Source organism: Acidimicrobiales bacterium (genome assembly GCA_035316325.1).
Taxonomy (GTDB): domain Bacteria; phylum Actinomycetota; class Acidimicrobiia; order Acidimicrobiales; family VFJN01; genus DASXTK01.
The window spans coordinates 1-25,059 of sequence record DATHJB010000114.1 but is presented as its reverse complement, the minus strand read 5'-3'; the positions used below and the strand labels follow the sequence as shown (position 1 = coordinate 25,059).

At 73.6% G+C, this 25,059-nt stretch carries 27 protein-coding genes; 10 read left to right on the top strand and 17 right to left on the bottom strand.

Annotation, left to right across the window (positions count from 1 at the left end):
- The first annotated feature begins 66 nt into the window (after positions 1-66).
- Positions 67-588: a hypothetical protein gene (locus tag VK611_15325; GenBank protein HMG42705.1), complete on the top strand. Its 522-nt coding sequence runs from the start codon at positions 67-69 to the stop codon at positions 586-588.
- 24 nt (positions 589-612) lie between these two features.
- Here the strand turns inward: VK611_15325 and VK611_15320 are convergent, their stop codons facing one another.
- From VK611_15320 to VK611_15305, 4 genes are all read right to left on the bottom strand, one after another.
- Positions 613-1,716, bottom strand: a complete 1,104-nt coding sequence (locus tag VK611_15320) for a DUF3524 domain-containing protein (protein ID HMG42704.1) — start codon at positions 1,714-1,716, stop codon at positions 613-615.
- Positions 1,717-1,718: 2 nt separating this feature from the next.
- Positions 1,719-2,489: a siderophore-interacting protein gene (locus VK611_15315; protein ID HMG42703.1), complete on the bottom strand. Its 771-nt coding sequence runs from the start codon at positions 2,487-2,489 to the stop codon at positions 1,719-1,721.
- 70 nt (positions 2,490-2,559) lie between these two features.
- Positions 2,560-2,883 carry a hypothetical protein gene (locus VK611_15310; protein HMG42702.1) on the bottom strand — a complete coding sequence of 108 codons (324 nt, stop codon included), beginning with the start codon at positions 2,881-2,883 and terminating at the stop codon, positions 2,560-2,562.
- Positions 2,883-6,143 carry an SNF2-related protein gene (locus tag VK611_15305; GenBank protein ID HMG42701.1) on the bottom strand — a complete coding sequence of 1,087 codons (3,261 nt, stop codon included), beginning with the start codon at positions 6,141-6,143 and terminating at the stop codon, positions 2,883-2,885. The genes VK611_15310 and VK611_15305 overlap by 1 nt, the downstream gene beginning before the upstream one ends.
- Positions 6,144-6,713: 570 nt before the next feature.
- On the opposite strand from VK611_15305, the gene VK611_15300 reads away from it, so the two are divergent.
- From VK611_15300 to map, 3 genes are all read left to right on the top strand, one after another.
- Positions 6,714-7,583 carry a Gfo/Idh/MocA family oxidoreductase gene (locus VK611_15300; GenBank protein ID HMG42700.1) on the top strand — a complete coding sequence of 290 codons (870 nt, stop codon included), beginning with the start codon at positions 6,714-6,716 and terminating at the stop codon, positions 7,581-7,583.
- A 25-nt stretch (positions 7,584-7,608) separates the two neighbouring features.
- Complete coding sequence (locus VK611_15295) at positions 7,609-8,859, top strand: DUF445 domain-containing protein (GenBank protein HMG42699.1); 1,251 nt, start codon at positions 7,609-7,611, stop codon at positions 8,857-8,859.
- A gap of 73 nt (positions 8,860-8,932) precedes the next feature.
- The gene (gene map, locus VK611_15290; GenBank protein ID HMG42698.1) at positions 8,933-9,682 is read left to right on the top strand and encodes a type I methionyl aminopeptidase; all 750 of its coding nucleotides are present in this window, start codon (positions 8,933-8,935) and stop codon (positions 9,680-9,682) included.
- Here the strand turns inward: map and VK611_15285 are convergent.
- The 9 genes from VK611_15285 to VK611_15245 form a co-directional block, all read right to left on the bottom strand.
- Positions 9,666-10,250, bottom strand: a complete 585-nt coding sequence (locus VK611_15285; GenBank protein HMG42697.1) for a hypothetical protein — start codon at positions 10,248-10,250, stop codon at positions 9,666-9,668. The genes map and VK611_15285 overlap by 17 nt on opposite strands.
- Positions 10,251-10,270: 20 nt before the next feature.
- Entirely contained in the window at positions 10,271-11,650 is a 1,380-nt protein-coding gene (locus VK611_15280; GenBank protein HMG42696.1) for a glutamate decarboxylase, read from the bottom strand.
- Positions 11,651-11,685: 35 nt separating this feature from the next.
- Positions 11,686-12,108 carry an SRPBCC family protein gene (locus tag VK611_15275; protein HMG42695.1) on the bottom strand — a complete coding sequence of 141 codons (423 nt, stop codon included), beginning with the start codon at positions 12,106-12,108 and terminating at the stop codon, positions 11,686-11,688.
- Between the two features lie 33 nt (positions 12,109-12,141).
- The gene (locus VK611_15270; protein ID HMG42694.1) at positions 12,142-12,639 is read right to left on the bottom strand and encodes a hypothetical protein; all 498 of its coding nucleotides are present in this window, start codon (positions 12,637-12,639) and stop codon (positions 12,142-12,144) included.
- 56 nt (positions 12,640-12,695) lie between these two features.
- Positions 12,696-14,510 (bottom strand): ABC transporter ATP-binding protein, encoded by a 1,815-nt coding sequence (locus tag VK611_15265; GenBank protein HMG42693.1) that lies wholly within the window; start codon positions 14,508-14,510, stop codon positions 12,696-12,698.
- 70 nt (positions 14,511-14,580) lie between these two features.
- Positions 14,581-14,778 (bottom strand): hypothetical protein, encoded by a 198-nt coding sequence (locus tag VK611_15260; GenBank protein HMG42692.1) that lies wholly within the window; start codon positions 14,776-14,778, stop codon positions 14,581-14,583.
- Between the two features lie 101 nt (positions 14,779-14,879).
- On the bottom strand, positions 14,880-15,605 hold the full coding sequence (locus tag VK611_15255; GenBank protein ID HMG42691.1) for a GntR family transcriptional regulator: 726 nt from the start codon (positions 15,603-15,605) through the stop codon (positions 14,880-14,882).
- An 85-nt stretch (positions 15,606-15,690) separates the two neighbouring features.
- Positions 15,691-16,728: a phosphoribosylaminoimidazolesuccinocarboxamide synthase gene (locus tag VK611_15250; protein ID HMG42690.1), complete on the bottom strand. Its 1,038-nt coding sequence runs from the start codon at positions 16,726-16,728 to the stop codon at positions 15,691-15,693.
- Between the two features lie 10 nt (positions 16,729-16,738).
- Positions 16,739-17,491, bottom strand: coding sequence for an ankyrin repeat domain-containing protein (locus VK611_15245; protein HMG42689.1), 753 nt, complete (start codon positions 17,489-17,491; stop codon positions 16,739-16,741).
- 271 nt (positions 17,492-17,762) lie between these two features.
- Between VK611_15245 and VK611_15240 the strand changes: the two genes are divergently transcribed.
- Positions 17,763-19,004 (top strand): glycosyltransferase family 2 protein, encoded by a 1,242-nt coding sequence (locus tag VK611_15240; protein HMG42688.1) that lies wholly within the window; start codon positions 17,763-17,765, stop codon positions 19,002-19,004.
- Positions 19,005-19,015: 11 nt separating this feature from the next.
- Positions 19,016-19,594, top strand: coding sequence for an HAD-IIIA family hydrolase (locus tag VK611_15235; GenBank protein HMG42687.1), 579 nt, complete (start codon positions 19,016-19,018; stop codon positions 19,592-19,594).
- A 13-nt stretch (positions 19,595-19,607) separates the two neighbouring features.
- On the opposite strand, the gene VK611_15230 is transcribed toward VK611_15235, so the two are convergent.
- Positions 19,608-20,261: a helix-turn-helix domain-containing protein gene (locus VK611_15230; protein ID HMG42686.1), complete on the bottom strand. Its 654-nt coding sequence runs from the start codon at positions 20,259-20,261 to the stop codon at positions 19,608-19,610.
- A 92-nt stretch (positions 20,262-20,353) separates the two neighbouring features.
- On the opposite strand from VK611_15230, the gene VK611_15225 reads away from it, so the two are divergent.
- Positions 20,354-21,247, top strand: a complete 894-nt coding sequence (locus tag VK611_15225; protein HMG42685.1) for an LLM class flavin-dependent oxidoreductase — start codon at positions 20,354-20,356, stop codon at positions 21,245-21,247.
- Between the two features lie 14 nt (positions 21,248-21,261).
- Positions 21,262-21,672, top strand: coding sequence for an SgcJ/EcaC family oxidoreductase (locus tag VK611_15220; protein ID HMG42684.1), 411 nt, complete (start codon positions 21,262-21,264; stop codon positions 21,670-21,672).
- A gap of 12 nt (positions 21,673-21,684) precedes the next feature.
- On the opposite strand, the gene VK611_15215 is transcribed toward VK611_15220, so the two are convergent.
- A complete protein-coding gene (locus VK611_15215) occupies positions 21,685-22,152 on the bottom strand; it encodes a nitroreductase family deazaflavin-dependent oxidoreductase (GenBank protein ID HMG42683.1) in 468 nt (155 codons plus the stop codon).
- Between the two features lie 39 nt (positions 22,153-22,191).
- Here VK611_15215 and VK611_15210 point away from each other — a divergent pair, with 39 nt between their 5' ends.
- Together VK611_15210 and VK611_15205 are read left to right on the top strand one after the other, a co-directional pair.
- Entirely contained in the window at positions 22,192-22,875 is a 684-nt protein-coding gene (locus VK611_15210; protein ID HMG42682.1) for a nitroreductase family protein, read from the top strand.
- A gap of 92 nt (positions 22,876-22,967) precedes the next feature.
- Positions 22,968-23,375 carry a DoxX family protein gene (locus VK611_15205; protein ID HMG42681.1) on the top strand — a complete coding sequence of 136 codons (408 nt, stop codon included), beginning with the start codon at positions 22,968-22,970 and terminating at the stop codon, positions 23,373-23,375.
- A gap of 115 nt (positions 23,376-23,490) precedes the next feature.
- On the opposite strand, the gene VK611_15200 is transcribed toward VK611_15205, so the two are convergent.
- Positions 23,491-24,282 (bottom strand): hypothetical protein, encoded by a 792-nt coding sequence (locus tag VK611_15200; GenBank protein ID HMG42680.1) that lies wholly within the window; start codon positions 24,280-24,282, stop codon positions 23,491-23,493.
- Positions 24,283-24,308: 26 nt separating this feature from the next.
- Entirely contained in the window at positions 24,309-24,845 is a 537-nt protein-coding gene (locus VK611_15195; GenBank protein HMG42679.1) for a hypothetical protein, read from the bottom strand.
- Positions 24,846-25,059 lie beyond the last annotated feature (214 nt).

Genomic DNA, 25,059 nt, shown 5'->3' with positions numbered 1-25,059 from the left:
AGCACACGGGCACGTCGCTGATAGATGATCTCTGCCGGGGTCACGGTGGTGGGCTCCTCTGGATCTGTGGAAGGAACCACAGGGTCCACCACCACCCCTCCAACGAGGTGGATCTGCAACCTCAACCCCCGGACAGGAAGCACCAGCCTGCCCGACGACACCGACCCCACGGCCCTGGCGTCGCCCAGCCGCTACCGCATGCCGATGCCGTGCACGGTCGACATCGAGTTCCTCCTGCCCGGCGGCGAGCGGCGGCTGTGGATGACGGCCAGCCCGGTCGACGACGCCACCTGCCGCTCCTTCTGGTACCTCGGCCGCACCGACGACCTCACCGGCGACGACCGGGAGCACCTCGCCTTCCAGGACCGGGTGCTGGCCGAGGACAAGCCGGTCGTGTGCAACCAGGTGCCCCGGGAGATCGTGCTCGACCAGACGGGCGACCTCGCCGAGCTGTCCGTCCGCACCGACAAGGTGTCGATCGAGTACCGCCGCTGGCTCCGCGACCTCGCCCTCGCCGCCCTCGACGGCCCCTCGGCCTACGCCGCCGCGCTGGCGCGAGCCGAAATCTCGACACAGCGGGCGCCATAGCGACCGTCTCTGTCGAGATTTCGATCAGACGAGAGTCGCGAACAGCGCGTCGTAGCGGGGGGCGACGACGGGCCAGGCGAACTGCTCGACGTGCTTCGCCGCCAGGGCGGCCGCGGCCCGGCGACCGTCGTGGTCGGTGAGGGCCCAGCGGAGGCGATCGACCAGGTCGGCGTCGCCGGCGTACAGGTAGCTCCCGTCCGGCACCAGCTCGGGGTAGCTGAGGCGGTCGGGCAGCACCGGCAGGGCGCCGGCGGTGATCGCCTCCACCACGGCCACGCCGAAGAACTCGTGGCGGGCGGTGCTGACCACCACGTCGGCCCGCCGCAGGAGCGCCGGGTACTCGTCGGCCGACGCCATCCCGAACCAGACGAGCCGGTCGGCGAGCTCCGCCTGGGCCCGGGTGAACTCGGCCGGCACCGTCTGGTAGCTCTCCCCCGCCAGGGCCAGCCGGAAGTCGACACCCTCGGCGACCAGGGCCCGCAGCGCCGCGAAGAACGCCGCCGGGTCCTTGTCGTACTCCCAGCGGTGGTTCCACAGGACGACCGGCGGCCCGCCGTCGTGGGCGGCGTCGGGGCGCTCGCCGCCGACGAACCGCGCGGCGTCGATCCCCACCGGCAGCACCGTCATCCGCTCCGCCACCGCGGCGATCGACCCGGTGTGGCGGTGGTCGGGGAAGCGGCGCAGCAGCCGGGGCAGGGCGGCCAGCACGTCGGCTCGGTGGTGCTCGGAGTTGAAGACCACCCGGTCGGCGGCCGCCATGCTCAGCCAGTTGGTCACGGCGTAGGTCTCGTCGGTGGTGGCGCCGTCGGGCAGCGGGTAGGTGAGCTGGTTCTCGTGGAAGTAGACGACCACCCGGGTGTCGCGCAGCACGTCGCGGGCCAGGCCCAGCAGCGCCGGGAGGTGCACCATGTCGCTGGCCACCAGCACGTCGGGCCGACCCCACGTCGCCACCAGCCGGCGGAGGTCCGCTGCCAGCGTCAGCGCCGACCCCTGCATCCGCCACTTCCAGAACCCGCCCTTGTGCGTCAGCAGCCGCACGTCGTGGGCGCTGTGGGCGGCCAGGCCCTCGGCCCACGACCGGTGCGACCCCGTGAAGTACGGCTCGCACACCACCACCCGGAGGGCCATGGTCAGTCGGCTTCGCCGCCGGCGCGGCCGTGCTTCCAGTAGCCCCGGATCGACGTCTGCGACCGGGGGAACCCCCGCTCCTGGAAGAGGTGCTTGCGGATGCGCTGCACCGCGGCGGCCTCGCCGGCGACCCAGACCCGGGTGTCGGGGTCCAGCTCGGTGCCGACGACCGCTGCCACCAGCGCATCCCCCGGCGCAGACCCCTCGGGGAGCAGGTGCGCCTCGGCGTCGGGGGGCAGCTCGGCGGCGGGGTCGGCCACCTCGACGTGGACCTGGACCGGAACGCCGGTGGGGAGCACGTCCAGGAGCTGGCTGATGGCGGGAAGAGCCGTCTCGTCGCCGGCGAGCAGGAACGAAGGGGCCGCGGGGTCGATCGTGTAGCCCCGGCCCGGGCCCGACAGCGACGCCGGAGCGCCCACCGCGGCCGCGCCCGCCCACGTCGACGCGGCGCCGCCGCCGTGCACCAGGATCTCCACGTCCAGCTCGAGGGCGTCCGGGTCGAAGCGCCGGGGCGTGAACGTCCGCAGCACCGGCCGCGCACCGTCGGCCATCAGGAACTCGTTGCCGTTCCACGTCGGCACCACCAGCTCGCCACCCGACCCGGGCGACGGCAGCAGCAGCCGCACGCTGGCCGCCGGCTCCGGCACGGTGAACCCCTCGAGCGACCCGCCCGCCAACGTCACCCGCACCATCCGCGGGCTGATCCACGTCACGCCCGCCACGGTCACCGCCCGGAACGCCGGCGGCTCCCGCCGGAGCCGCAGCTGCGTCACGACAACACCCGAAATTGCGTGTGTCGTGGCCCTATGACGACCACGAGGCACGCAATTTCGCTTCGGGATCTCACTCCAGCTCGGAGGCGTCGAGGAGGCCGTTGGCGGCGGCGAGGGCGGTGGCGGCGCGGACCGCCTCCTCGTAGACCACCGCCAGCTGGTGGGCGGCCGCGGGCGACAGCGGCGGGTTGCCCAGCGACCTCACCAGCGCCCCCGGATCGGGGGTCGGCCGGATCGGCGTGGGCTCGGCGCGCTTCGCGGCCGGGTCGCCCCAGAACCGCTGCGCCGCCGACTCCCCGGGCCGCCGGGACTGCTGCTTCTGCTGCCCCTGGCCCTTGCCCTGCCCCTGCCGCTGGTTCTGGTTGTTGTTCTGGCCTCGACGTCGCTTCGCCATCACGCAGCCCTCCCGGTGCGGTCGGAGCCGTTGGGCTCGTCCTCGACGTCGAGCACGGCGTCGGTGCGCAGGCCCAGGGCGGTGCGCAGCTGGTCGGCGCCCAGGTCGCTGAGCGAGCTGCTGGCCGGCAGCACCAGGTCGGCGATCCGCCGCTTGCCGGCGACGATCTCCTCGACCCGCTCGTCGATCGTGCCGGGGCACACCAGCCGGTGGGAGATCACCGTGTTCTGCTGGCCGATCCGCCACGCCCGGTCGCGGGCCTGGTCCTCGACCGCCGGGTTCCACCAGCGGTCGTAGAGCACCACGTGGTTGGCGGCGGTCAGGTTCAGGCCCGAGCCGCCGGCCTTGATCGACAGCACCAGTGCCCCGGCGCCCGTGCCCTCCTGGAACTCCTTCACGATCCGGTCACGCACGCCCCGCGTCAGCCCGCCGTGGTAGCAGGCGATGTCGACGCCGGTGCGCTCCGACATGTACGCCGCCAGCTTCTCGCCCCAGCGGGCGAAGTGGGTGAAGATCAGCATCCGCTCGCCGGCGGCGAACACGCCGTCGACCAGCTCGTCGAGCCGAGCGAGCTTGCCGGAGCGACCCTCCAGCGGACCGTCGTCCTCGTCGCCGAGGTAGGCCGCCGGGTGGTCGCACACCTGCTTGAGGTGCGTGATCGCCGCCAGGACGTGGCCCTTGCGGGCGTTGGGGTCGTCGGCGTCGAGGTCGGTGGCCAGCAGGTTGTCGAGGATCGCCTGGTAGAGGCCGATCTGCTCGGCGGTCATGCCGCACTGGTCGAGCTCGTCGATCTTGTCGGGCAGCTCGGCGGCGATCGCCGGCTCGATCTTCGTGCGCCGGAACACCAGCAGCCCGTTGAGCGCCCGCAGGGCGGCCTCGCCGGCGTCGCGGCGGCTGCCGTCGTCGTCGGTGGACAGCTGGCGGACGAAGTCGTTGCGCTCCCCCACCAGGCCCGGGTTGGTGAAGTCGAGGATCGACCACAGGTCGCCGAGGCTGTTCTCCACCGGTGTGCCGGTGAGCGCCAGCTTCGACCGGGCGGTGAGGCGCCGCAGCTGCTGGGCGGTCTCGCTGGCCGGGTTCTTGATCGCCTGGGCCTCGTCGAGCACCACCCGGTGCCACTCGATGCCGGCGAGGGCCTCGACGTCGCGCACCGCGGTGGCGAAGGTGGTCATCACGATGTCGGCCTTGGCGGCGACCTCGGGCAGCTCGTCGAAGCCCACCCGGGAGGCGCCGTGGTGGACGTGGACCTGCAGGTCAGGCGTGAAGCGGGCGGACTCGGCCGCCCAGTTGCCCAGCACCGCCGGGGGCGCCACGACCAGCGACGGGCCCTCGTCGCGGGTGGTGAGGATGTGGGCCAGCAGGGTGGGCGTCTTGCCCAGGCCCATGTCCATGGCCAGGCAGCCGCCGAGGCCGGCCCGGTCGAGGAACTGGAGCCAGCCATGGGCCTCGGCCTGGTAGGTGCGCAGCTCGCCGACGAAGCCCTCGGGGGCGGGCAGCGGCGCCGGCGGGGTGCCGGTCGCCTCCTTCACCAGCTCGACGGCCCAGCCCTGGCCGGCGACGGACACGGGGCCGCCGAACGGGTTGTCCTCCAGCCCGACCGCGTAGCGGACGATGGCGGCGCCCGACAGCTCGTGCGTCTGGCTGTGGGCGGCGAGGGCCTCGGCGGCAGCGTCGAGGTCGGCCCGGTCGAGCGCCACCCAGCGGCCCTTGACCTGCACCAGCGGGCGGGCCTCGGCGGCCAGGCGGGTGATCTCGGCGACGTCGAGGTCGGCGTCGTCGAACAGCACCGACCAGCTCACCCGCGACAGCTCGTGGGCGCCGACCCGGGCCAGGCCCGTGGGGTGGTCGGCCCGCAGCTGCAGCCGCGGCGAGGGGCGCTTCACCGAGGCCACGGGCACCCGGACGTCGAACCCGGCGGCCACCAGCACGGCGCCGGTGTCGGTCATCAGGTCCCAGGCTTCCTCGTTGTCGACGATCACCTGGGCGCGGCGGTCGCTCGACCGGCGCAGCGCCGGGAGCAGGCGCTCCAGCCGCCGCAGCTCGGCCTCCAGGCTCTTCACCTTCTTGCCCGAGGCCCCGTCGAGGGCCTGGTGCACCGCGATGGGGTGCTGCTCGACACCGGTGGCGCTCACCGACACCAGCCAGCCGCCGTCGCTGTGCGGCGGGTGGAGCTCGACCACCAGGCCGATCCGGCGCCGGCCCCGCACCTCGGCGGCCCACAGGCCCAGCTCGTGGGCCAGTTGGGCGGCCGGCTGCTTGGCGGCCCGGAACGGGGTGCCGTCGAGGCGGGCCATCACGGTCTCGGCGACGTCGCGGTACGAGCGGGCGACGGGTGCCACGGCCGGCATCACCAGGCGGGAGGCGCCGGCGCGGCAGATGGCGTCGACGGCGGAGTCGAGCACGGCCCGGGCGACCCGCTCGGCCGGCAGCGACGTGTCGACGGCGCCCACGGAGCCCGGCATCCGCGACGCCAGCGAGCGCACCCGCCGACCGTCGACGGCCGCGGCGGCCCAGCTGACCACGTGCTCGGAGGTGGAGCGGTCGCCCCGACCCTGGCCCTGGCCCTGGCCCTTGCGGCCCTGACCCTGGTTACCGCCGTTGCCCCCGTTGGGCGCCGGCACAAGCGTGGGCACCATGCGGCCCTGGGCCACGGTCTCGGTGGCCCACACGGCCACGTCGCCCAGCCAGCGGGCGCTCGGCCCGACGGGGCCGGTGATCTCGTCGGTGGCCAGCCCCACCAGCCACCCGAGGGCGGCGCCGACGGGCGCCTCCACGGCGGCGGCGGCCTTGCCGGACGGGGGCTTCACGTCGCGGCGGCGGGGCGTCCAGTCGATGGCGGAAGCGCCGGCCTCGTCGATCAGGCGGCCCAGCTCGTCGCGCCCGAGCGGCTCCGCGGCCCGGTTGCCGGCCCACAGCACCACGTTGCCCTGCAGCCAGGAGGCCTGCAGCACGGGCGTCGTGGCCGACTCGTCGAGCGGGCCCTCGTCGACGACGTCCACTTCGTCGACGTCGTCGAGGTCGTAGGCGTGGAACTCGTCCTCGAACTCGTCGAAGTCGTCCTCGTCGATCTCGTCGATCTCCGGCTGGCCGTGGGCACGGCGCAGGGCGCGGACCAGCCGGTCGCGCTCCTCCGCCAGGTCGGCCACGGCCTGGTCGCGCTCCTCGCGGTCCGACTCGGAGACGCGGTCGAGCGCCTCCTCGGTCTCCACGAGGAGTTGGTGCACCATCGTCGCCCAGCGGGCGCGATCGGCCTCGAGCACGGCACGCTCATCGGCCGCTATCTCGCCTGCGGCTTCGGCCGAGACGAGCAGTTCGAGATTGGTCAGATCCAGTGCGAGCTCCAAACCCAGTCTGGTCATGCCTGTCGTGGGGGGAACTGAGGGCCGGCGCACAGGCGACCGCACGACCCCCGAGCCATCGACCCAACCCAGCCCGGCGGGGACGGCGAAACCCATTCTAGGGGGCCGTACCGGAGGTGCGGGTGATCCTCGTCAGAGAATCTTCTACCGCGCGGGCCCCTCAGGGAAACTCGACGGCGCTGTCAAAGGTACCGGTGACACCACCAGAACAGCTGACCAGGGCCGAGGCACGACGGCTCCGGCTCTCGCCCGCAGCCGGCCGATGGGGGTTCGTCGCAGCCCGGTGGGCGCCCGGGCCGCCGCGCCGGCTGGTGGCCGCCCGTGTGCCGCCGCGGGCACCCCCGCTTCGCCCGACCACGACGCGGATCGGAACCCGCCGGGTCGGGCGGAGGCGTCGTCGCCGACATGGACGGAGCCTCGTGGCGACGCCGTCCCCTCGTGTCACCCCCCAGGGGTGAAAGCCTGTCGACCATGAGCGAGCTGCAGGTGGGGCTGGTCGGGGCGGGACCGTGGGCGAAGCTGGTGCACGCGCCGATGCTGGCGCAGCACCCCGGCACCCGGTTGGCCGGGGTGTGGGCCCGGCGGCCCGAGGCGGCGGCGGAGGTGGCCGAGGCGCACGGGAGCCGGGCGTGCGGGTCGGTCGACGAGCTACTCGACGGGTGCGAGGCGGTGGCGTTCGCGGTGCCGCCCGACGTGCAGGCCGAGCTGGCCGTGCGGGCCGCCGGAGCCGGCAAGGCGCTGCTGCTGGAGAAGCCGGTGGCGCTGTCGCTCGACGCCGCCCGTCGTCTAACCGACGCGGTCGACGCGGCCGGCGTCGGATCCCAGGTGCTGCTGACCTGGCGCTACGCGGCGGCGGTGCGGGAGTTCCTGGCCGACGTCGCCGCGGCGGAGGCGCCGGTCGGCGGGCGGGCCCACTTCCTCGGGGGCGGGTCGCTGGCCGGGCCGTTCGCCACGCCGTGGCGGATCGAGCACGGCCCCCTGCTCGACCTCGGGCCCCACGTGATCGACCTGCTCGACGCCGCGCTGGGCCGGGTCGTCGGCGTGCGGGCGCACGGCGACCCCCGCCGCTGGGTGGGCCTGCTGCTGGAGCACGAGTCGGGGGCCGTGAGCGAGGCGTCGCTGACCGCCCACACGCCGATCGTGCCGCACCGCTCGGGGGTCGAGGTGTACACCGAGGCGGGTGCGGTCGAGATCGACACCGCCGCGGCGGTCGGCCCCGGGACGATGACCACGGTGGTCGACGAGCTGCTGCTCACAGCGTCCGGCACGCCCCACCCGCTCGACGTCCACCGCGGCCTCCACCTCCAGCAGGTCATCCACGACGCCCTCCGCGATCTCTGACGCGGAGCGGGGGTAGACGTTGGACATGGTCGCCACGTTCGCCGACGAGAGCCGCCAGGCCCACCTGCGACGCGCCCGGCGGCAGGCCACGGGGTTGCTGGTGCTGGTGGCGGCGACGCTGGTGGCCGTCCGGGTGCTCACCGACCACGACGACGGCTGGGTCGGCTACCTGGTCGCCGGCCTCGAAGCGGCCCTGGTCGGCGGGCTGGCCGACTGGTTCGCCGTGACCGCCCTGTTCCGCCACCCCGCCGGCATCCCGGTGCCGCACACGGCGGTCATCCCGGCGCGCAAGGACAGCTTCGGCGCCACGCTCGGCGACTTCGTCCAGGACCACCTGCTCACCCAGGACGCCATCGTCGAGCGCATCCGGACGATCCGCCCCGCCGAGCGGTCGGCGGCGTGGCTCTCGCAGCCGGACAACGCGGCCCGCCTGGCCGGACACCTGGTCGATGCCTCGGTCACGCTGGTCGACCTGCTGCGCGACGACGACGTCCACAAGGCGATCGAGGACGCCGCCCGCGCCCGCATCGACGCCACCCCGCTGGCGCCGCTGGCCGGCAAGGCCCTCGACCTCGTCACCGACGACGACCGCCACCAGGACGTCCTCGACGTGGTGCTCCGGGCCGTCGACCGCTTCCTGCTCGACAACCGGGCCGGCCTCCGGGCCCGCTTCTCCGGCGAGGCACCGTGGTGGCTGCCCGAGGCCGTGGAGGACCGGGTGTTCGACCGCCTGCTCGACGGCGTCCACCGGGTGCTCCACGACGTCGCCGAGAACCCCCACCACGAGCTGCGCCGCGACTTCGACGCCCGGGTGCGCCAGTTCGCCGCCGACCTGCAGACGTCGCCCGAGCTGCGGGAACGCGGCGAAGCCCTCAAGCGCGACCTGCTGGAGCAGCCCGAGCTGCGGGAGTGGACGGCCGCCGTGTGGAGCGACCTGAAGGCGACGCTGCGGGCCCAGGCCGACGACCCGGACGCCCCGCTGCGCCGCCGGCTGGCCGACGCCATCGCCGCCTTCGGCACCCGCCTCCACGACGACCCGGTGCTGGCCCGCCGGGTGGATGAGGCCGTCGAGGGGGCGGCCCGCTACGTGAGCGAGCACTTCCACGACGAGATCGCCGCCATGGTCAGCGGCGCCATCGCCCGCTGGGACGGCCAGGAGGCCGCCACCCGGCTGGAGCTGCTGCTCGGCCCCGACCTCCAGTTCATCCGCATCAACGGCACCCTCGTCGGCGGCCTGGCGGGTCTGCTGATCTACAGCCTGACCCAGGCGTTCTGACCGAAACCTCGACAGAGCTGGTTGCCATGGCGCCATCTCTGTCGAAGTTTCGGCTGGGACCTAGCCTTTGTTCGTGACCATCGAAGACGACGACGACCTCATCGCACTCCGCCGCGTCGGCCGGGCCGTGGCCGAGGCCCGCGACGCCATGCTCAAGGCCGTGGCGCCCGGTGTGACCACCGGTGAGCTCGACACGGTGGGCATGGACGTGCTGCGCCGCCACGGCGCCCGCTCGGCCCCGATGCTGGCCGTGCAGTTCCCGGCCGCCACCTGCATCAGCATCAACGACGAGGCCGCCCACGGCATCCCGTCGCCCACCCGGACGCTGCAGGAGGGCGACCTCGTCAACGTCGACGTGTCGGCCGAGCTCGACGGCTACTGGGCCGACACCGGCGCCAGCGCCCCCGTCGGCGAGGTGGCCCCGATCGCCACCCGCCTGCTGGAGGCCACCCGGGGCGCCCAGCGCGACGCCATGGACGCCGCCCGCGCCGGTCGCCCGATGCGCCACGTGGCCCGGGCCGTGCAGCGCCGGGCCCACCGCGAGGGCTTCACCGTGCTCGCCAACCTGTGGGGCCACGGCGTCGGCGGCTTCCTCCACGAGCCGCCGAGCGTCCCGTTCGTCGACATGCCACGCAACACCACCGTGCTGTGGGAGGGCCTGGTCCTGGCCATCGAGCCGTTCCTGTCGACCGGCGGCACCTCGGCCGTCGAGGGCACCGACGGCTGGACCCTCCACACCGACGACGGCAGCCTCTCTGCCCAGTTCGAGCACACCATGGTGGTCACCAAGGGCAAGCCCCTGGTCCTCACCGCGTCGGCGTAGCGGGCTTCAGACCGGCGTCGAGGAGCGCCAGCAGCGCCGCCTCGGTCCGCTCCCCCTCGGCGTCGAAGCCGAGTTGCTCGTCGGCGGACAGCGGCGCGACGGCGTCGATCCGGGGATCGTCGGAGCCCGGGACCGGGACGCGTCCGGCGACGGCGATGCGCTCGGGGTCGAGCCGTCCCGCCAGCCAACCGTCGGGCTGCGCCGACAGCGCCAGCAACCGGTCGATCGTCGACCGGGCGTCACCCGCGATCGCCACCACGTAGCCCTGCCGCACGACCGGCTCCAGGAACGACACGTACTCCTCCGGCTCCTCGTCACCGTCGACCACGAACACCACCAGCGGGAACGGGCCGTCGGCGGCGGGTGGCCCGGCCGGCCGCACGTCGCTGGTCGTCGGCCCCGCCGGCTCGGCGACGACCGGGTACAGCACCACGATCCCGCCGGTCAGGTCCCGCCGCCCGACCCCGTAGCCCTCGGCCTCGGCCTCGGCCTCGCTCTGGGCCCGCACCGCGGGCGCCGCCACCAGACCGGCGACCACGAAGAGCGTCACGGCGACCACGAACCTCACGAGGAGTATGTCTACCGGGGTCAGTGGTGGAACCCGGTCCGCTGGGCGTCGGGGAGGGGGCGGCCGGAGCCGAGGCGCTCGATGCTGCGCTTCATGTCCTCCACCAGGAGGGCGATCTTGTCGCGCCCGATGCCGTGACGGATCAGCACCCGCTGGACCACGGTGTCGTCGCGGTCGGGCGGGAGCGGGTACGACGGCACCTGCCAGCCCCGCTGGCGCAGCTGGTCGGACAGGTCGTAGAGCGACCAGATCGGCGCCGGGTCGGCCAGCCGGTACGACACCGCCGGCAGCCCGCCCTCGCCGTCGTAGAGCAGCTCGAACGGGCCCAGGGTCCCCACCTGGTCGGCCAGGTACTGCGCGGTGTCGACGCAGGCCTGCTGCACCCGGCGGTAGCCCTCGCGGCCCAGCCGGAGCAGCGTGTAGTACTGGGCGACGATCTCGCCGCCGGGCCGGCTGAAGTTGAGGGCGAACGTGGGCATGTCGCCACCCAGGTAGTTCACCCGGAACACCAGGCCCTCCGGCAGCAGCTCGGCGGTGCGCCACACCACCCAGCCCACACCCAGCGGCGCCAGGCCGTACTTGTGGCCCGACGTGTTGATCGACGCCACCCGGGGCACCCGGAAGTCCCACTCCAGGTCGGGGTGCACGAAGGGGGCGACGAAGCCGCCGCTGGCCGCATCGACGTGGACGGGGACGTCGAGGCCGGTGTCGCGCTGGATGGCGTCGAGCTCGGTGGCCAGGGCCTTCACCGGCTCGTAGTCGCAGGTGAAGGTCACGCCGAGGATGGCGACGACCCCGATCGTGTTCTCGTCGACGTAGTCGCGCAGCTGGTGGGGACGCAGGCCGGTGGCGTCGGGCTCGAGCGGCACCTGGCGCAGCTCGACGTCGAAGTAGCGGGCGAACTTCTCCCAGCACACCTGCACCGGGCCGCACACCAGGTTGGGCGTGTCGGTGGGCTTGCCCTCGGCCCGGCGGAGCTCCCGCCAGCGCCACTTCATCGCCAGGCCACCCAGCATCGCCGCCTCGCTGGAACCGGTCGTCGAGCACCCGACCGTGCTGTCGCCGTCCGGAGAGCTCCAGAGGTTGGCCATGATGTGGACGCAGCGCGACTCGAGCTCGGCGGTCTGCGGGTACTCGTCCTTGTCGACCATGTTCTTGTCGAGGTTCTCGTCCATCAGGCGGTGGACCTCGGGGTCGGCCCACGTCGTGCAGAACGTGGCCAGGTTCTGCGACGAGTTGCCGTCGATCGCCAGCTCGTCCCGCACCAGCGCGTGGACGGCCCGGGGGTCCGACGGCTGGTCCGGGATCCGGTACTTCGGCAGCGGTGCCTCGCTCAGCCGGGTGGAGTAGACGTCGTCGAACGTCTCGTCCCCGCTCTTGTGGACGGTGTGCAGGGCCATGGCCCCACCCGATACCCGCCACCGCGGGGTTCTGCTCAGCCGACCGGCTGGGCGGCGGTGAGCGTCGCCGCCATGGCGACGAGGCCCTGCTGCATGAGCTGCCGGACCGGGTCACCCAGCTCGTCGGGGAGGACGTCGGTGATCCACACGAAGCGGGTGGTCCCGTCGGGCTCGGCGAACACCTGGGCCGAGGCGCTGTGGTGGCTGGTCGTGAGCGGTCCCTCCACCACCGAGTAGCACAGGCGGCGGGCCGCCTCGTCGACGCCGACCAGCACCTCCCGGGCGACCATCCCTCCCGGGAAGGTGACGATCCGGGTGCGACCGTCGTCGCCGTCGAGCTGCGTGTCGACCACGAAGCCGGCCGCCAGGCGGGTGTGGAGCGCTCCGAAGTCGCGCAGGGCCGCCCATACGTCGTCCGGGGCGGCGGCGATGATCACTTCTTCGATCACCGAGGTCATGCCCCCACCCTGCGGCCTCCCCCAGGGGGAGGGTCAAGCGTCGCCGAGGGGGCGGCCCTGGGCGATCTCCCGGATGGTGGTGGCGGCGAGCACCGCCAGGGAGTCGTCCTGGAAGAACCGGGTGAGCACGAAGTTGGTGCGCCCCCGCTTCTTCTCCAGCTCGCTCTCGATCACGAAGCGGGGGCCGGTGATCGGTTCGAAGTAGTCGAGCCGCATCTGAGTGGTCGCCAGCCAGTGCCGGGGCGTGCCGTCGGGGAGGTCGCTGCCGACGCGCACCGTGAACAGCGCCACCACGTCGACGTAGGTCGGGGTGAAGCCGCCGAACAGCTGGCCGCGGGGGTTGCGGACGTGGGCCGGCAGCCCGGCGTCGAGCCGCAGGTACCCGTCGCGCCGCTCGAGGACGTTCCACTCGTAGGCCTCGAGGAAGTCGCCGGCGGTGTGGCCCCGCCCGAGGAGCCGTCCGGGCTCGGGCGTCGCCCACTTCAACCTCGCCGGGTCGAACCCACCCTCGGTACCCGCGCTCTCGGCCACGGCCGCCAGGCAACCAGACCGACACCCATGTCAGCCAGCCCAGCCACTCAGGAAGCTCAGGCGACGTGGAGACCGAGGAAGCCGCCGGACTGCTTGCGCCACAGGTTGGCGTAGACGCCGCCGGTGGCGAGCAGCTCCGTGTGGGTGCCGTCCTCGGCGATGCCGCCGTCGACCATCACCACCAGCCGGTCGAGCGACCTCACCGTGCTGAGCCGGTGGGCGATCACGATCGCCGTGCGGTCGGCCATCACCGTGAGCAGGGCGTGCTGGATCAGCTCCTCGCTCTCCGAGTCGAGCGACGACGTGGCCTCGTCGAGCACGAGGATGGGCGCGCCCCGCAGCACCGCCCGGGCGATGGCGAGCCGCTGGCGCTGGCCGCCCGACAGCTTGATCCCCCGCTCCCCGACCAGCGTGTCGTAGCCGTCGGGCAGGGCGGCGATGAACTCGGCGGCGTTGGCGGCCGCGGCGGCGGCCTCGATCTCGTCCTTGGTGGCGTCGAGGCGGCCGAAGGCGATGTTGTCGCGCAGCGAGCGGTGGAACATGAGCGGGTCCTGCGGCACGTAGGCGATCTGGCTCCGCAGGTCGGCCTGGCGCAGCCGGGCGATGTCCTGGCCGCCGATCACGATCGAGCCGCCGTCCACGTCGGCGAAGCGGAGCAGCAGCCGGGTGAGCGTCGACTTGCCGCCGCCCGACGGGCCCACGAGCCCCACCTTCTCCCCGGGGGCGATGCGCAGGTCGAGCCCGCAGAACAGCAGGTCGCGCCGGTTGGGGTACCCGAAGCTGACGTCGCGCAGCTCCACGCCGGCGTCGCGGAACCGGGGCGCGACCGGCTCGACCGGGTCGTTCACCTTCGGCGGGTCGAGCAGCAGCTCGGTGAACTGCGCCGCGGTCGACAGCTGGCTCTCGATCTGCCGGTAGATCTGGTTGAACTCCCAGACGATCTCGGTGCAGCGGACGTAGTAGGTGAAGGTGACGAACACGGCCGCCACGCTGAAGCTGCCACCGTCGGCCAGGGCGAACGCCAGCACCAGTCCCATCACGTTGGTCGCCACGTACAGGGGCGACGTGACGAGGTCGATGCGGCGGTTCTGGTAGTCCCACGAGCGCACGGCCAGCGACCGCCAGCGCTCCACGTTGCGGTCGTGGGTGGCGGCCTCCTCGCCCTCCCGGGAGAACAGCCGGACGGCGTCCATGTTGGTGACGGTGTCGGCCACGTGGGCGGCCACGTCGTTGCTGGCGGCCTCGCGGGCGGCGACCAGCTTCTGCCGCCGCAGGATCAGCGGAGTGACGACGCCGGCCGTGAGCCCCACCATCCCCACCAGGGCGAGGACGATCCACGGCGAGTAGAACCACAGCACCACGGCGGCGAACGCGACCGGCACGAGGTTGGCGGCGACGTGGAACGTGAGGGCGTCGAGGAACATCTCGTAGCTGGCGCCGTAGCCGACCACCTTCTTGGTGAGGGCGCCGGCGAAGTTGTCGTGGAAGAACGCCAGGTCCTTGTCGTACAGGGCCTCCATGCCCCGCTTCTGGAGCGTGGCCACGCCACCGGCGGCGGCGCGGTTGAGGAAGTGGATGCCGAACCGCCACACCACCTCGCCGGCCAGCCACACGGCGGTGAACACGAGGAGGTACGGGGTGAGCTCGCGCAGGGCGGGACGATCGCCGTCGTCGAAGCGCTGCAGCACCGCGGCGATCACCAGCGGCGGGCAGAACCACACGAGGATGCTGCCGATCCCGGGCAGCAGGAGGGCCGGCACCGTGCGGCGGCGGTCCTCGCGCAGCTGCGCGGCGTAGTTCCCCATCGCCAGCCGGAACGCCAGCCGCCGCCGCTCGCGCTCCTCCACCCCCGCGTCGACGTCCGCCTCCATGCCCCCATTGTCCGAATCTGCGCCCGCCCCCGTCGAACGGATATCGGGGCTGGGTCGACGACTGGCCGGTCTAACCGCCGTTCGGAAGGTGGGGGCGGTGGCGGGCGGCCTCCGCGGCCTCGAAGCGCGCGGCCGCGTCGAGCCGATCGTGCAGCTCGGCTGCGAGCACGGCCGCGGCGCCACGGGTCAGCGACACCGTGCGACCGTCGAGGTCCACGTCGATGTACACGGTGCTCCTGTCTTCGCCGACGTCGATTCGCAGCCGCACGGCGACTTCGTCCACTGGCCGAACGCCCATGGCGACAGCTCCCCCACCTCAGGTGTACTAGGACAAAATCTAGTACACCCTCCCGGCCTGGCGGGTGTCGTTCACGTGTCGATCTGACCGCTGTACGTGAGCCGCCCGGTCGACAGCGACTCTCCGTACTCCAGGACCGCGCCGTCGGCGTCGTAGACCCAGTTGCGGCCCTTGTGCAGGGCCACGCCGGCGCGGAGACCGAGCAGGTCGGCCTCCTCCGCCGTGGCGACCACGGCCTCGTACTGGTCGCGCCAGCCGGCGAACCGGCGGCCCGTCTGCACGGCGACGTAGACGAAGGTGCCCTCGAGGATGCGGCCGAGGTCGAGCAGCCGGGGCGCCGAGGTGGCCAGCTCACCGGCGAACCACGACGTCGACGCCGACACCGCCCGCTCGTCCTCGATCGTGACGCGGTCGCGGCGGACCACCGGCGCGCCCTCGTCGAGCCCCAGCGCCGCGGCCACCTGGTCGGGCGCGACGGTCAGCTCGGCGTGCACGACGCGGGCGTGCTGGCCGCTCGGGTAGATGCGACCGGAGCGCCGGGCGTGCTCCACCCAGGCGCTGGCCGACCAGCCTCGCTCGGCCTTCGGCGTGACCACGTTGCCGACCCCGCGCTCGGGGCGCACGTAGCCCTCGGCCTGCAGCGACCGCACGGCCCGCTGGGCGGTGGCCATGGCCACCTCGTGCTGACGGACCAGGTCGCGCACGGACGGGATGTGGTCGCCCGCGACCAGGTCGTCGGCGATGATCTGCTCACGGATGGCCTGAGCGATCTGCTGGTAGGGCCTCGCCTTTGTCACGCCGCTCCCCCGAGTCGACGATGTGCCAGGTGTACTAGCACACGTTACCCGCCGAAGCGGGAGGTTGAGCAGTCGTCAGCAGGTGTCAGTAGTCGTCCGACGCCCAGGGCCGGTCGCCGCTGTAGCGCTGGGGCGACCGCTCGGCCATGTCCCGCATCGCCAGGTCGCGCGCCGAGGGCTCGATGCCGGCCTCGCGGGCCTCGTCCATCCGGCGGCGCCACTCCTGCCACGTCCGGGCGTTGCGCAGGCTCATCTCGTCGCGCTCGCCGGGCTGCAGCCACCCGAACGGCGTGACGCCGGTGATCCGCTCGTACATCGTCAGGTAGCGCAGCCGGGTCTCGGCCACCACCGCGTCGGGGATCTCCGGGCCCGGCGCCGTCTTGTCCCAGTCGAGCGAGCTGGCCCAGTCGCGCACGTACTGCTTGTCCCAGGCCACCTGCTTGCCGCCCGGCTCCCAGTCCTCGATGCGCCAGTAGCGGGAGCTGTCGGTCGTGAGCACCTCGTCGCCCAGCACCAGCTCCCCCGTGGCGGGATCGAAGCCGAACTCGAACTTCGTGTCCACCAGGATCACGCCCCGCTCGGCGGTGACCACCGACGCCCGCCGGTACAGCTCCAGCGTCAGGTCGCGCAGCCGCTCGGCGGTCTCCCGGCCCACCGCGTCGACGACCTCGGCGAACGTCATCGGCTCGTCGTGGCCCTCCTCCGGCGGCGTCTTCGTGGTGGGCGTGAAGATCGGCTCCGGCAGCTCGTCGCCCAGCACCAGGCCCTCCGGCAGCTCCACACCGCAGATCGCCCCGTCACGGCGGTAGGCATCCCACCCGCCGCCGGCCAGGTAGCCCCGGGCGATGCACTCCACCTGCACGATGTCGAGGCGCTTGCAACGCATCGCCCGATCCGCGAACTCGTCGGGGACGTCCTTGATGGAGATCACGTGGTTGGGGACCACGTCGGCGAGCTGCTCGAACCACCACGCCGACATGCCCGTGAGCATCGCCCCCTTGCCGGGGATCGGCGTCGGCAGGACGACGTCGTACACGCTGATGCGGTCCGACGCGACGAGGATCAGGTCACCGTTGCCGTCGAGGTAGACGTCACGGACCTTGCCTTGATGGAGGAGCTGCACCCCTGGTGTTCTAGCACGCGGCGCCACTCCCGGCGCCTCGCGATCTGAGCCATCGGACCAGGTCGGTGGCACCGGACCGCACCGCGACGTCGAGCGGCGTGAGGTCGTCCCAGCCGACCCAGCCGATGTCCGCGCCGCGGGCGACGAGGTACTCGGCCGCCGCATGCTGACCACCGTGGCAGGCGCTCCACAGAGCCTGGGTCACGGTGTCCCCGTCGGGTGGGCGGCCGTCGGCGCCAGATTCGTCGGCGAACGCGGCCTCCACCCGGTCCATCAGGCCCAGGGCGGCGGCGTCCTTCAGGCGGGTGCGCGCACCCCGTTCCACCAGGCGACGGGCCGCGGCCCAGTTGCCGAAGCCGACCGCGTCGGCCAGCGGGCTGCCGCCGCCCAGCACGGCGCCGTCGGCCTCAACGTCGGCGTCGGCGTCGAGGAGGGCGTCGAGCACGGCGACGTCGTCGCTGCTGGCCGCCCAGTGCAGCGGCGTCTCGGTGTGGCTGCCCTCGCCGCCGTCGAAGCGGGCGTCGACCTCGGCGCCGGACCGCACCAGCAGCGCCACCACGTCGGGCCCGTGGGGGAAGTGGCCGGGCCAGTCGGCGGCCACGTGCAGCAGCGTGCGCGAGCAGCCGCGGTCACCCAGCCGGGCCGTGACCAGCTCGGGCCACTCGGCCAGCAGGCGCTCCAGCGCCGCCACGTCGCCCGCCTGCACCAGGCGCGTCACCTCGACCGCCACCGGATCGTCGGCCGGGATGTAGGTGGCATCCACGTCCCGAGTGTGTCAGGGCTGGCGGGCGGCGGCGCTCTCGCCGCCAGCGCCGCCGCCGCCAGTCCTGGCTGTCACCGCCGTGGGATCCGGCAGTCGCTCGGGGCCTCGCTCCGCCTGGGGGCCCGTCGCATGAGGGGCATCGTGTCACGGCCATGTGAGCGCCATGTGAGGACGCGCGGCGTCGCCGGGTTGCCGCGGAGGGTGGGTCGGCGGGCACCCGGGGAGGCGTTAGTGTCGACGTCGGCGGGCCAGGACAATGCCGAGAGGCGACGTGCAGAGCCTGTCCCCCGCATCCGATCTCCAGCTCGCGTCCGACATCCAGCTCTTCGTCCCCCGCGACGAGGACCGGCAGCTGCCGCTGGTGTCGATCGTGGTCCCCGCCCTCGACGAGGAGCTGACGATCGCCGAGTTCGTCTCCTGGTGCCGGGACGGGCTCGCCAAGGCCGACGTCGCCGGCGAGATCCTGATCGTCAACAGCGGCGACGACCGCACCACCGAGCTGGCGCTGGCCGAGGGTGCCCGGGTGCTGCGCACGCCGCCGCGGGGCCTGGGCCGGGCCTACATCGACGCCATCCCCTACATCCGGGGCGAGTGGGTGATCATGGGCGACGCCGACTGCACGTACGACTTCCGGGACCTGACCGACTTCGTCGGCAAGTTCGAGGCCGGCTACGAGTTCGTGATGGGGTCGCGGTGGCAGGGGTCGATCGAGCCGGAGGCCATGCCCACGCTGCAGCAGCGCCTCGGCTCGCCGGTGACCACCAAGGTCCTCAACCTGCTGTTCCGCTCCCGGTTCTCCGACATCCACTGCAGCATGCGGGGCATCACGCTCGACGCGCTGCGGCGGATGGAGCTGCGGTCGCCGTCGTGGGAGTACGCCTCGGAGATGGTGATCAAGTCGGTCCACCTGGGGCTGCGGACCGCCGAGGTGCCCGTCCACTTCCTCAAGGACCAGGAGGGGCGCGCCAGCCACCACGTGCGGGCGGGCTGGACGTCGCCGTGGAAGGCCGCCTGGACGAACCTGCGGGCGATGCTCGTCCACGGGGCCGACGCGTTCGTCTACGTGCCGGGCCTGGTGATGGCGGCGGTCGGGCTGCTGCTCACGGTGCCGCTGACGTTCGGGCCGCAGTCGATCGGCGACGCCACCTTCTCGCTCCACTGGATGCTCGGCGGCCTGGCGCTGACGGTCGTCGGCACCCAGGGCTTCTTCCTGGGGTGCATCGCCAAGATGCTGTACGACTCCTCGGGGCGGGCGGCGCGCCGCTGGACCCGGGCGTTCGCCTACACGCGCACGGTGCTGGCCTCGGCGGGGCTGGCCGCGGTGGGCGGGCTGCTGGTGCTGCCCCTGGTGGCCGGCTGGCTCACCAACGACGAGCGGCTCGCCGACACCGGCGCCTCCGTGAACCACATGGCGATCGCCGGCATCCTCGCCCTGGTCGTCGCCTTCACCACGTTCGCGAACACCCTGCTCATCCACGCGACGAGCCTCTACACCCGGCCCAACGGCGACTAGGGACGCGTCCTGTGGGTGTCACCGGAGTGCGGCCGACGCGACGGGCGCGACCGAACCTGATCCGCCCCGGGACGTCGGCGGCGCTGCCGGCGCGGGCGGTGTTCCTGGACCGTGACGGGGTGCTCAACCGGGCGTTCGTGCGCGACGGTCACCCCTACCCGCCGGCCCGGGTCGACGACCTGGAGGTGCTGCCCGGGGTGACAGCCGCGGTCGAGCGGCTGCGGGAGGCGGGCTACCGGACCATCGTGGTGACGGACCAGCCGGACACCGCCTCGCGGTCGACCGTCGACGAGATCAACCGCGGCCTGCGGTCGGTGGTGCCGGTGGACGAGGTGCTGGTGTGTCCCCACGACGACGCGGACGGGTGCGGGTGCCTCCTGGTCGACGCCGCCGAGCGGCTGGGGATCGACCTGTCGGCGAGCGTGATGGTCGGCGACCGCGGGCGCGACGTCGAGGCCGGCCACCGCGCCGGCTGCCGCACGGTCTTCGTCGACCGCGGCTACGACGAACCCCACCCCGACCACAGCGACGCCCAGGTCCCCGACCTCCCCGCCGCCGTCGCCTGGATCCTCCACAACCCGACGCCCTGACCCCCGCGCCATGTCAGTCGGTCGAACCCCAGCGGGACTCGTAGGCCTCGCGGGTGGGGGCGGGGCCGGGGAGGGGTTCGGTGGCGGCGCCGGTGCGGAGGCCGGCGAGGGCGATGGCGAGGAGGCGGCGGCGGACGACGTCGGTCTCGTCGGGCGACTCGGTGGGCGAGCGGCGGCCGATCTGCTCCACCAGGTAGGCGACGTCGAGGGCGTTGGCGTCCGGCCGCAGCCCGCCGGAGCGGTGGGCCCGGGCGACCAGCTCGTCGATCAGCGCCCCACCCCGCCGGGCGAGCTCCCACATCTCGCGCGTGACCTCGATCCTGCCGGCCAGCGGGGCCAGGGCGCCGGAGCGCATGTCGACGCAGCGCTGCACGTAGTGGGTGAGGCCGACCCAGGCGTCGTCGTCGGCCAGGCCCTCCTCGGCCGCGACGGTCGCCTCCTCCATGGCCAGCACGCAGATGCGCTGGAGCAGCGCCGTCTTGCTGCCGTAGCGGCGGTACAGGGTGCCCATGCCGACGCCGGCCCGGGTGGCGACGGCGGCGATGGGGGCGTCGGCGCCCTGCGTGGCGAACACGTCGCGGGCGGCCTCGAGCACCAGGAGGTCGTTGCGCTCGGCCTCCGCCTGACGTCCCCGACCACGTCGGGTCGGGGGGAGTTCTTCGCTCATCACCGGCAGCCTAGTTAACGGAGCGTTTCGCTCCGATATAGTCCTGGACGTTGAACGGAACGAAACGCTCCGCAAAGGGAGAGTCCATGCGCATGTCGATCGGAGTGGTGCTGAGCGGCCTGCACGCCGACCGGGCGAAGGACCTGCCGGCGAACGCCCGCCACGCCGAGGACCTCGGCCTCGATGCCCTGTTCGTCGGCGACCACCTCTTCGCTCCCGGGCCCGTCCTCGACAGCACGCTGACCCTGGCCACGGCGGCGGCCGTCACCGAGCGCATCGGCCTCGGGTTCGGCGTGATGGTCCCGGCGCTGCGCGGGCCGGTCCGCGCCGCCAAGCAGGTGGCGACGCTCCAGGTGCTGTCCGGCGACCGGGTGATCCTGGGCGTCGGCTCGGGTGGCGACCCCTACGGCGGCGCGGGTTGGGAAGCCGCCGGCGTCCCCTACGCCGACCGGGGCCGGCTGACCGACGCGGCGCTCGCCGTCCTCCCCGACCTGATCGCCGGCAAGCCCACCCGTGTCGACGGCGCCGACGTGGCCGTCACGCTCGCTCCCGGTGCTTCGGTGCCGCCGATCTGGGTGGGCGGCAACTCGGCGGTGGCGCGGCGCCGGGCGGCCGAGCACGCCACGGGCTGGTTCCCGTCGATGCGCCTGCCCGCCGACGTCGCCCGGGGCGCCCGACACCTCGCCGAGCTGGCCGAGGCGCGGGACCGGCCGCGCCCGGACATCGCCATCGGCGGCGCCGTGCTGCTGGGCGACGACCCGCCCCCGGCCCTGCTCGACGACTTCGCCCACGGCGTGCGCGACTACGGGATCCCGGCGGAGACGATCCCCCGGCTGCCGATCACCGGCCCGCCGGCGCGCGCGGCCGAGCGGCTGGCGGAGTACGCCGAGGCCGGCGCCACCCATGCCGTCCTCGGCGTGATCGGCGACGACTGGCAATGCCAGTGCGAGCTGCTCGCCGAGACCCGAGCCCTGCTGTCCGACTGACGAAGGAGACACCGATGGACCACGACCACGACGCCGCCATCCGCGACACGGTCGCCGCCGCCCAGCAGCACCAGAACGACCTGGAGCCGCTCCTCGCCCTGCACACGCCCGACGCGCTCATCGTCAACATCGCCGGGCGACGGGTGCTGGGGCGGGACGCGATGCGCCAAGCCATGCAGGCCGCCCTGTCGACGCCGCTGGCCCAGGTGCGCACGAAGTCCGAGATCGACGACATCCGCTACGTACACCCCGACGTCGCCATCGTGAGCTTGACGAAGCAGGTCTTCGACGAGCGGGACGACGGCGACCGGGACCCCGACGGCGCCTTCCCGACCACCGGCCGCCTCACCTACGTGATGGTCCGGGACGACGACACCGGCTCCTGGCGGATCGCCTCCGCCCAGACCACCCCGGTCGCCACCTGATCAGGCCTGCCCTCAGGCGGGGTCGAGGACGACCACCGGGATCTCGCGGCGGGTGTGACGCTGGTAGACGTCGTAGCGCCCGACCGCGCCCCGGTGGAAGAAGCGTGCGAGTCCCCGGTTCCGCTCGTTGACGAGCTCCCAGAGCCGGTCCCGCTCCTCCCCCTCGGCGACCCGGGCGGTGGCCGGCCAGCGCCGCCGCCCGACCTGCACCTCCACCTCGGGCCGGGACCGGAGGTTGAGGTACCACCCCGGGTGCTGCGGGGCGCCGCCGTAGGACGCCACGACGACCTGGGCGGCGCCGTCGGTGGCGTAGACCAGCGCCGTCGCCCGGGCCTTGCCCGTCTTGCGGCCGACGGTGTGCAGCAGCAGGGTCGGGCGACCGCCGGCGTGGCGGCCCACCGCTCCCCTGGTCCACCGGTACACCCGCTGGTGCAGGAGCAGGTAGGGACCGATGACGTACGAGCCCGCGGTGTGACGCATCGGCCCGACCGTAGGGCGCCGGCGCGTAGCGTGCCGGGCGTGGAGCTCATCGAGGGGTTGAGGACGACCGGGGCGGTGCGGGAGTTCACCGACGAGGCGGTCGCCGACGACGTGGTGGTCCGCCTGTTGGAGACCGCCCGCTTCGCTCCGAGCGGTGGCAACCGGCAGGGGTGGCGGGTCGTGCTGGTGAAGGACCCGGCGGCACGGCTGGGGCTGCGGGACCGCTACCTCGACGGCTGGTACGAGTACCTGGCCATCACGGCGGCGGGCCTCAGGCCGTGGGCGCCGGTGACCGACCGCTCCGCGGAGGAGAGGGCCCTGGCCGGCGCCGCGGCGCTGCGGGAGCAGGCTCGGGCCGCTCCCGGGTTCGCCGAGCGCTTCCACGAGGTGCCGGTGCTGCTGGCGCTGTTCGTCGACCTGCGGGAGCTCGCCGCCGTCGACCGCGACCTCGGCCGCTACACCCTGGCCGGTGGCGCCTCGGTCTACCCGTTCGCCTGGAGCATCCTGCTGGCGGCCCGGGAGGAGGGCCTGGCGGGCGTGATCACCACCATGCCGATCCGCCAGGAGCCGGCCGTCCGCGAGCTGCTCGGCGCCCCCGACCACTTCGCCCTCGCCGCCGTCCTCGCCCTCGGCCACCCGGTCCGCCAACCGCGCCGCCTGACCCGCTCCCCGGTCGCCGACTTCGCCACCACCGACCGCCTCGACGGCCCACCTCTGCACTGACTCCCGCCGGGCTGTCGAAATCGGCGACCGGCTGCGTCTCACTGGTCGACGCCGCGCATCCGTGCGGCGCCCACACGATCGAGGAGACGCAGATGTCCAAGCAACGACTCCTGACCGGCCTGTGCTGGTTCATGGCCATCGAGTTCGTGATCGGCGGAGCCGCGAAGTTCCTCCCCGGGGAGACGATGTTCGGCCCGGAGTACTCGGAGCGGTTCGTCGACTGGGGCTACCCGACGTGGTTCCGGTTCGTGGTCGGCGCCGGGGAGGTGCTCGCCGCGGTGCTGCTGACCCAGCCGCGCCGGAGGTTCCTCGGCGCGGGGATCCTGGTGGTCATCCTGGGGGGAGCCGTCCTGACCCACGTCCTCAACCAGGACCCGCTCTCCGAGAGCGTCTCGGCCCCCGTCCACCTCGTACTGGCCGGCATCGTCGCCTGGGCGACCCGCCCCGCCGACTGGCGCACGCTCGTCAGCAGCTACGCCGGCTTGGGCACGACGCGGTAGTGGAGGACGAGGAACGGGAGACCGAAGAGCCAGAAGGCGTGTTCGGCGAGGAGGTCGCCATCCGGGGAGACGAACACGTCGAGCTCCTCGGCGAAGCCGTTGACGGCCAGGGCGGTCAGCTCGCGGGTGTCGGGGTCGACGTAGGTGAGGTAGTGGCCGGCGTGGTCGAGCGGACTGCGGGTGGTGAGGGTGAGGCCGCCAGGATCCCGTCGACGTCGATCGTGTCGATGCGGCTGTGGACGCCCCGCTGCGCCTCCCGCTGATTCATCGGCACGTTGGCCTGGCCCAGCGGTTGGGCCACCAGCGTGCGGTAGAGCAGGTAGCCGGGGCGCACCCAGGGCCGCCACTCGGGGACGATGTCGAGCGTGTACCTGGTGGTGTGCTCGTAGAACTCGCGCACCCGGGGGGCGACGGCCACCGGGTCGAGCTCGGGGCCGGCCAGCTCGTCGAGCGAACCGACGATGCCGACGACGGTGGCGCCGGCCACGACCGACGCCGGCATCCTCGGGTTCAACGCCGCCAGCACCCGCCCCAGGGCCGCCCCGAACAAAGGCCCGGCGACGACCTTCTGCGGCCGGAGCCCCATGGCCCCCGCCACGGCTCCGGCACCTGCGCCGACGGCGACCGGTCCCGCCGGCGTCACCCGCCCGGCGACCCACCCCGCCACCGATGCCAGCGCCCCGCTCACGAGGATCCGGTGCTCCAGCGCCGGGATCTCCCCGGGCCGCTGCCGCCGTCGGGCCACGACCTCCGACGCCGCCAGCAGCGCTCCCCCGGCCAGCGCCCACACCGGGCGACGCCGCCGCGCCAATGCCAGCCCGGCCAACGCCCCGACGCCCGCGGCGAAGGCGACACCCGACGCCAGCTGCGCTCTGTCCTGCTCCCGCGGCCCGGCGACTCCTCCCATCCCGGCCGACGCTACCGGTGGAGCCGTCAGGCCGGAGCGACGTCGGTGACCAGCCAGACGGTGCCGGAGCCGAGGGGCTGCGCGACGTCGACCACCGCGTGCGCTCCGGTGGTGGCGTCGGTCGCCAGGTAGCGGTTCTCGCCGACCGGCTCGACCGAGTCGGCCGGCACGCCGAACAGGCAGGCGGCACCGACCCGGGCCACCCACTCCGGGTCGCCCCGCCAGGGCTGGTGGCCTTCGTCGAAGCTGTGCTGCAGGGCCTCGGCCTCCGCCGTCCCGCCTTCGGAGCAGTCGGGCTCCGGTTCCGGGGCTGCCTGCCGCACCTCCGCCGTGGACGGAGGAGTCGGGGCGGCGGCCGGGGGCGGCGCCGTGGTGGTCGGTGTGGGGGCCGGCGCGACCGTCGTCGTCACCCGGCGCTGGGCGGCCGCCGTGGAGCTCGTCGGCGTGGACGTCGAGGGCCGGGGACCAGCCGACGGATCGTCGTCGCACCCGGTGGCCATGACCGCCGCGGCCAGGAGGACCGGCAGCGCCGCGGCCAGTGAGATCGCGGGTAACGCTCGCATCGGGAATGCCTTCCGCCGTTCGTGTGGACGCCCCTACAGACGCCTCACCCGGCGCACCGGTGGACACGGACTCGGAGATTTCTGGCTCTCGGAGCGGATCCGTGGGTTAGTGGCGGCCTGGGAGGTGGGGGGTGTGGCCTCCGAGGGCGAGCATGGCGAGGGCGATGAGGGGTTCGGGGCCGTGGAAGCCGAAGGCGATGCGGGTGAGGAGCCG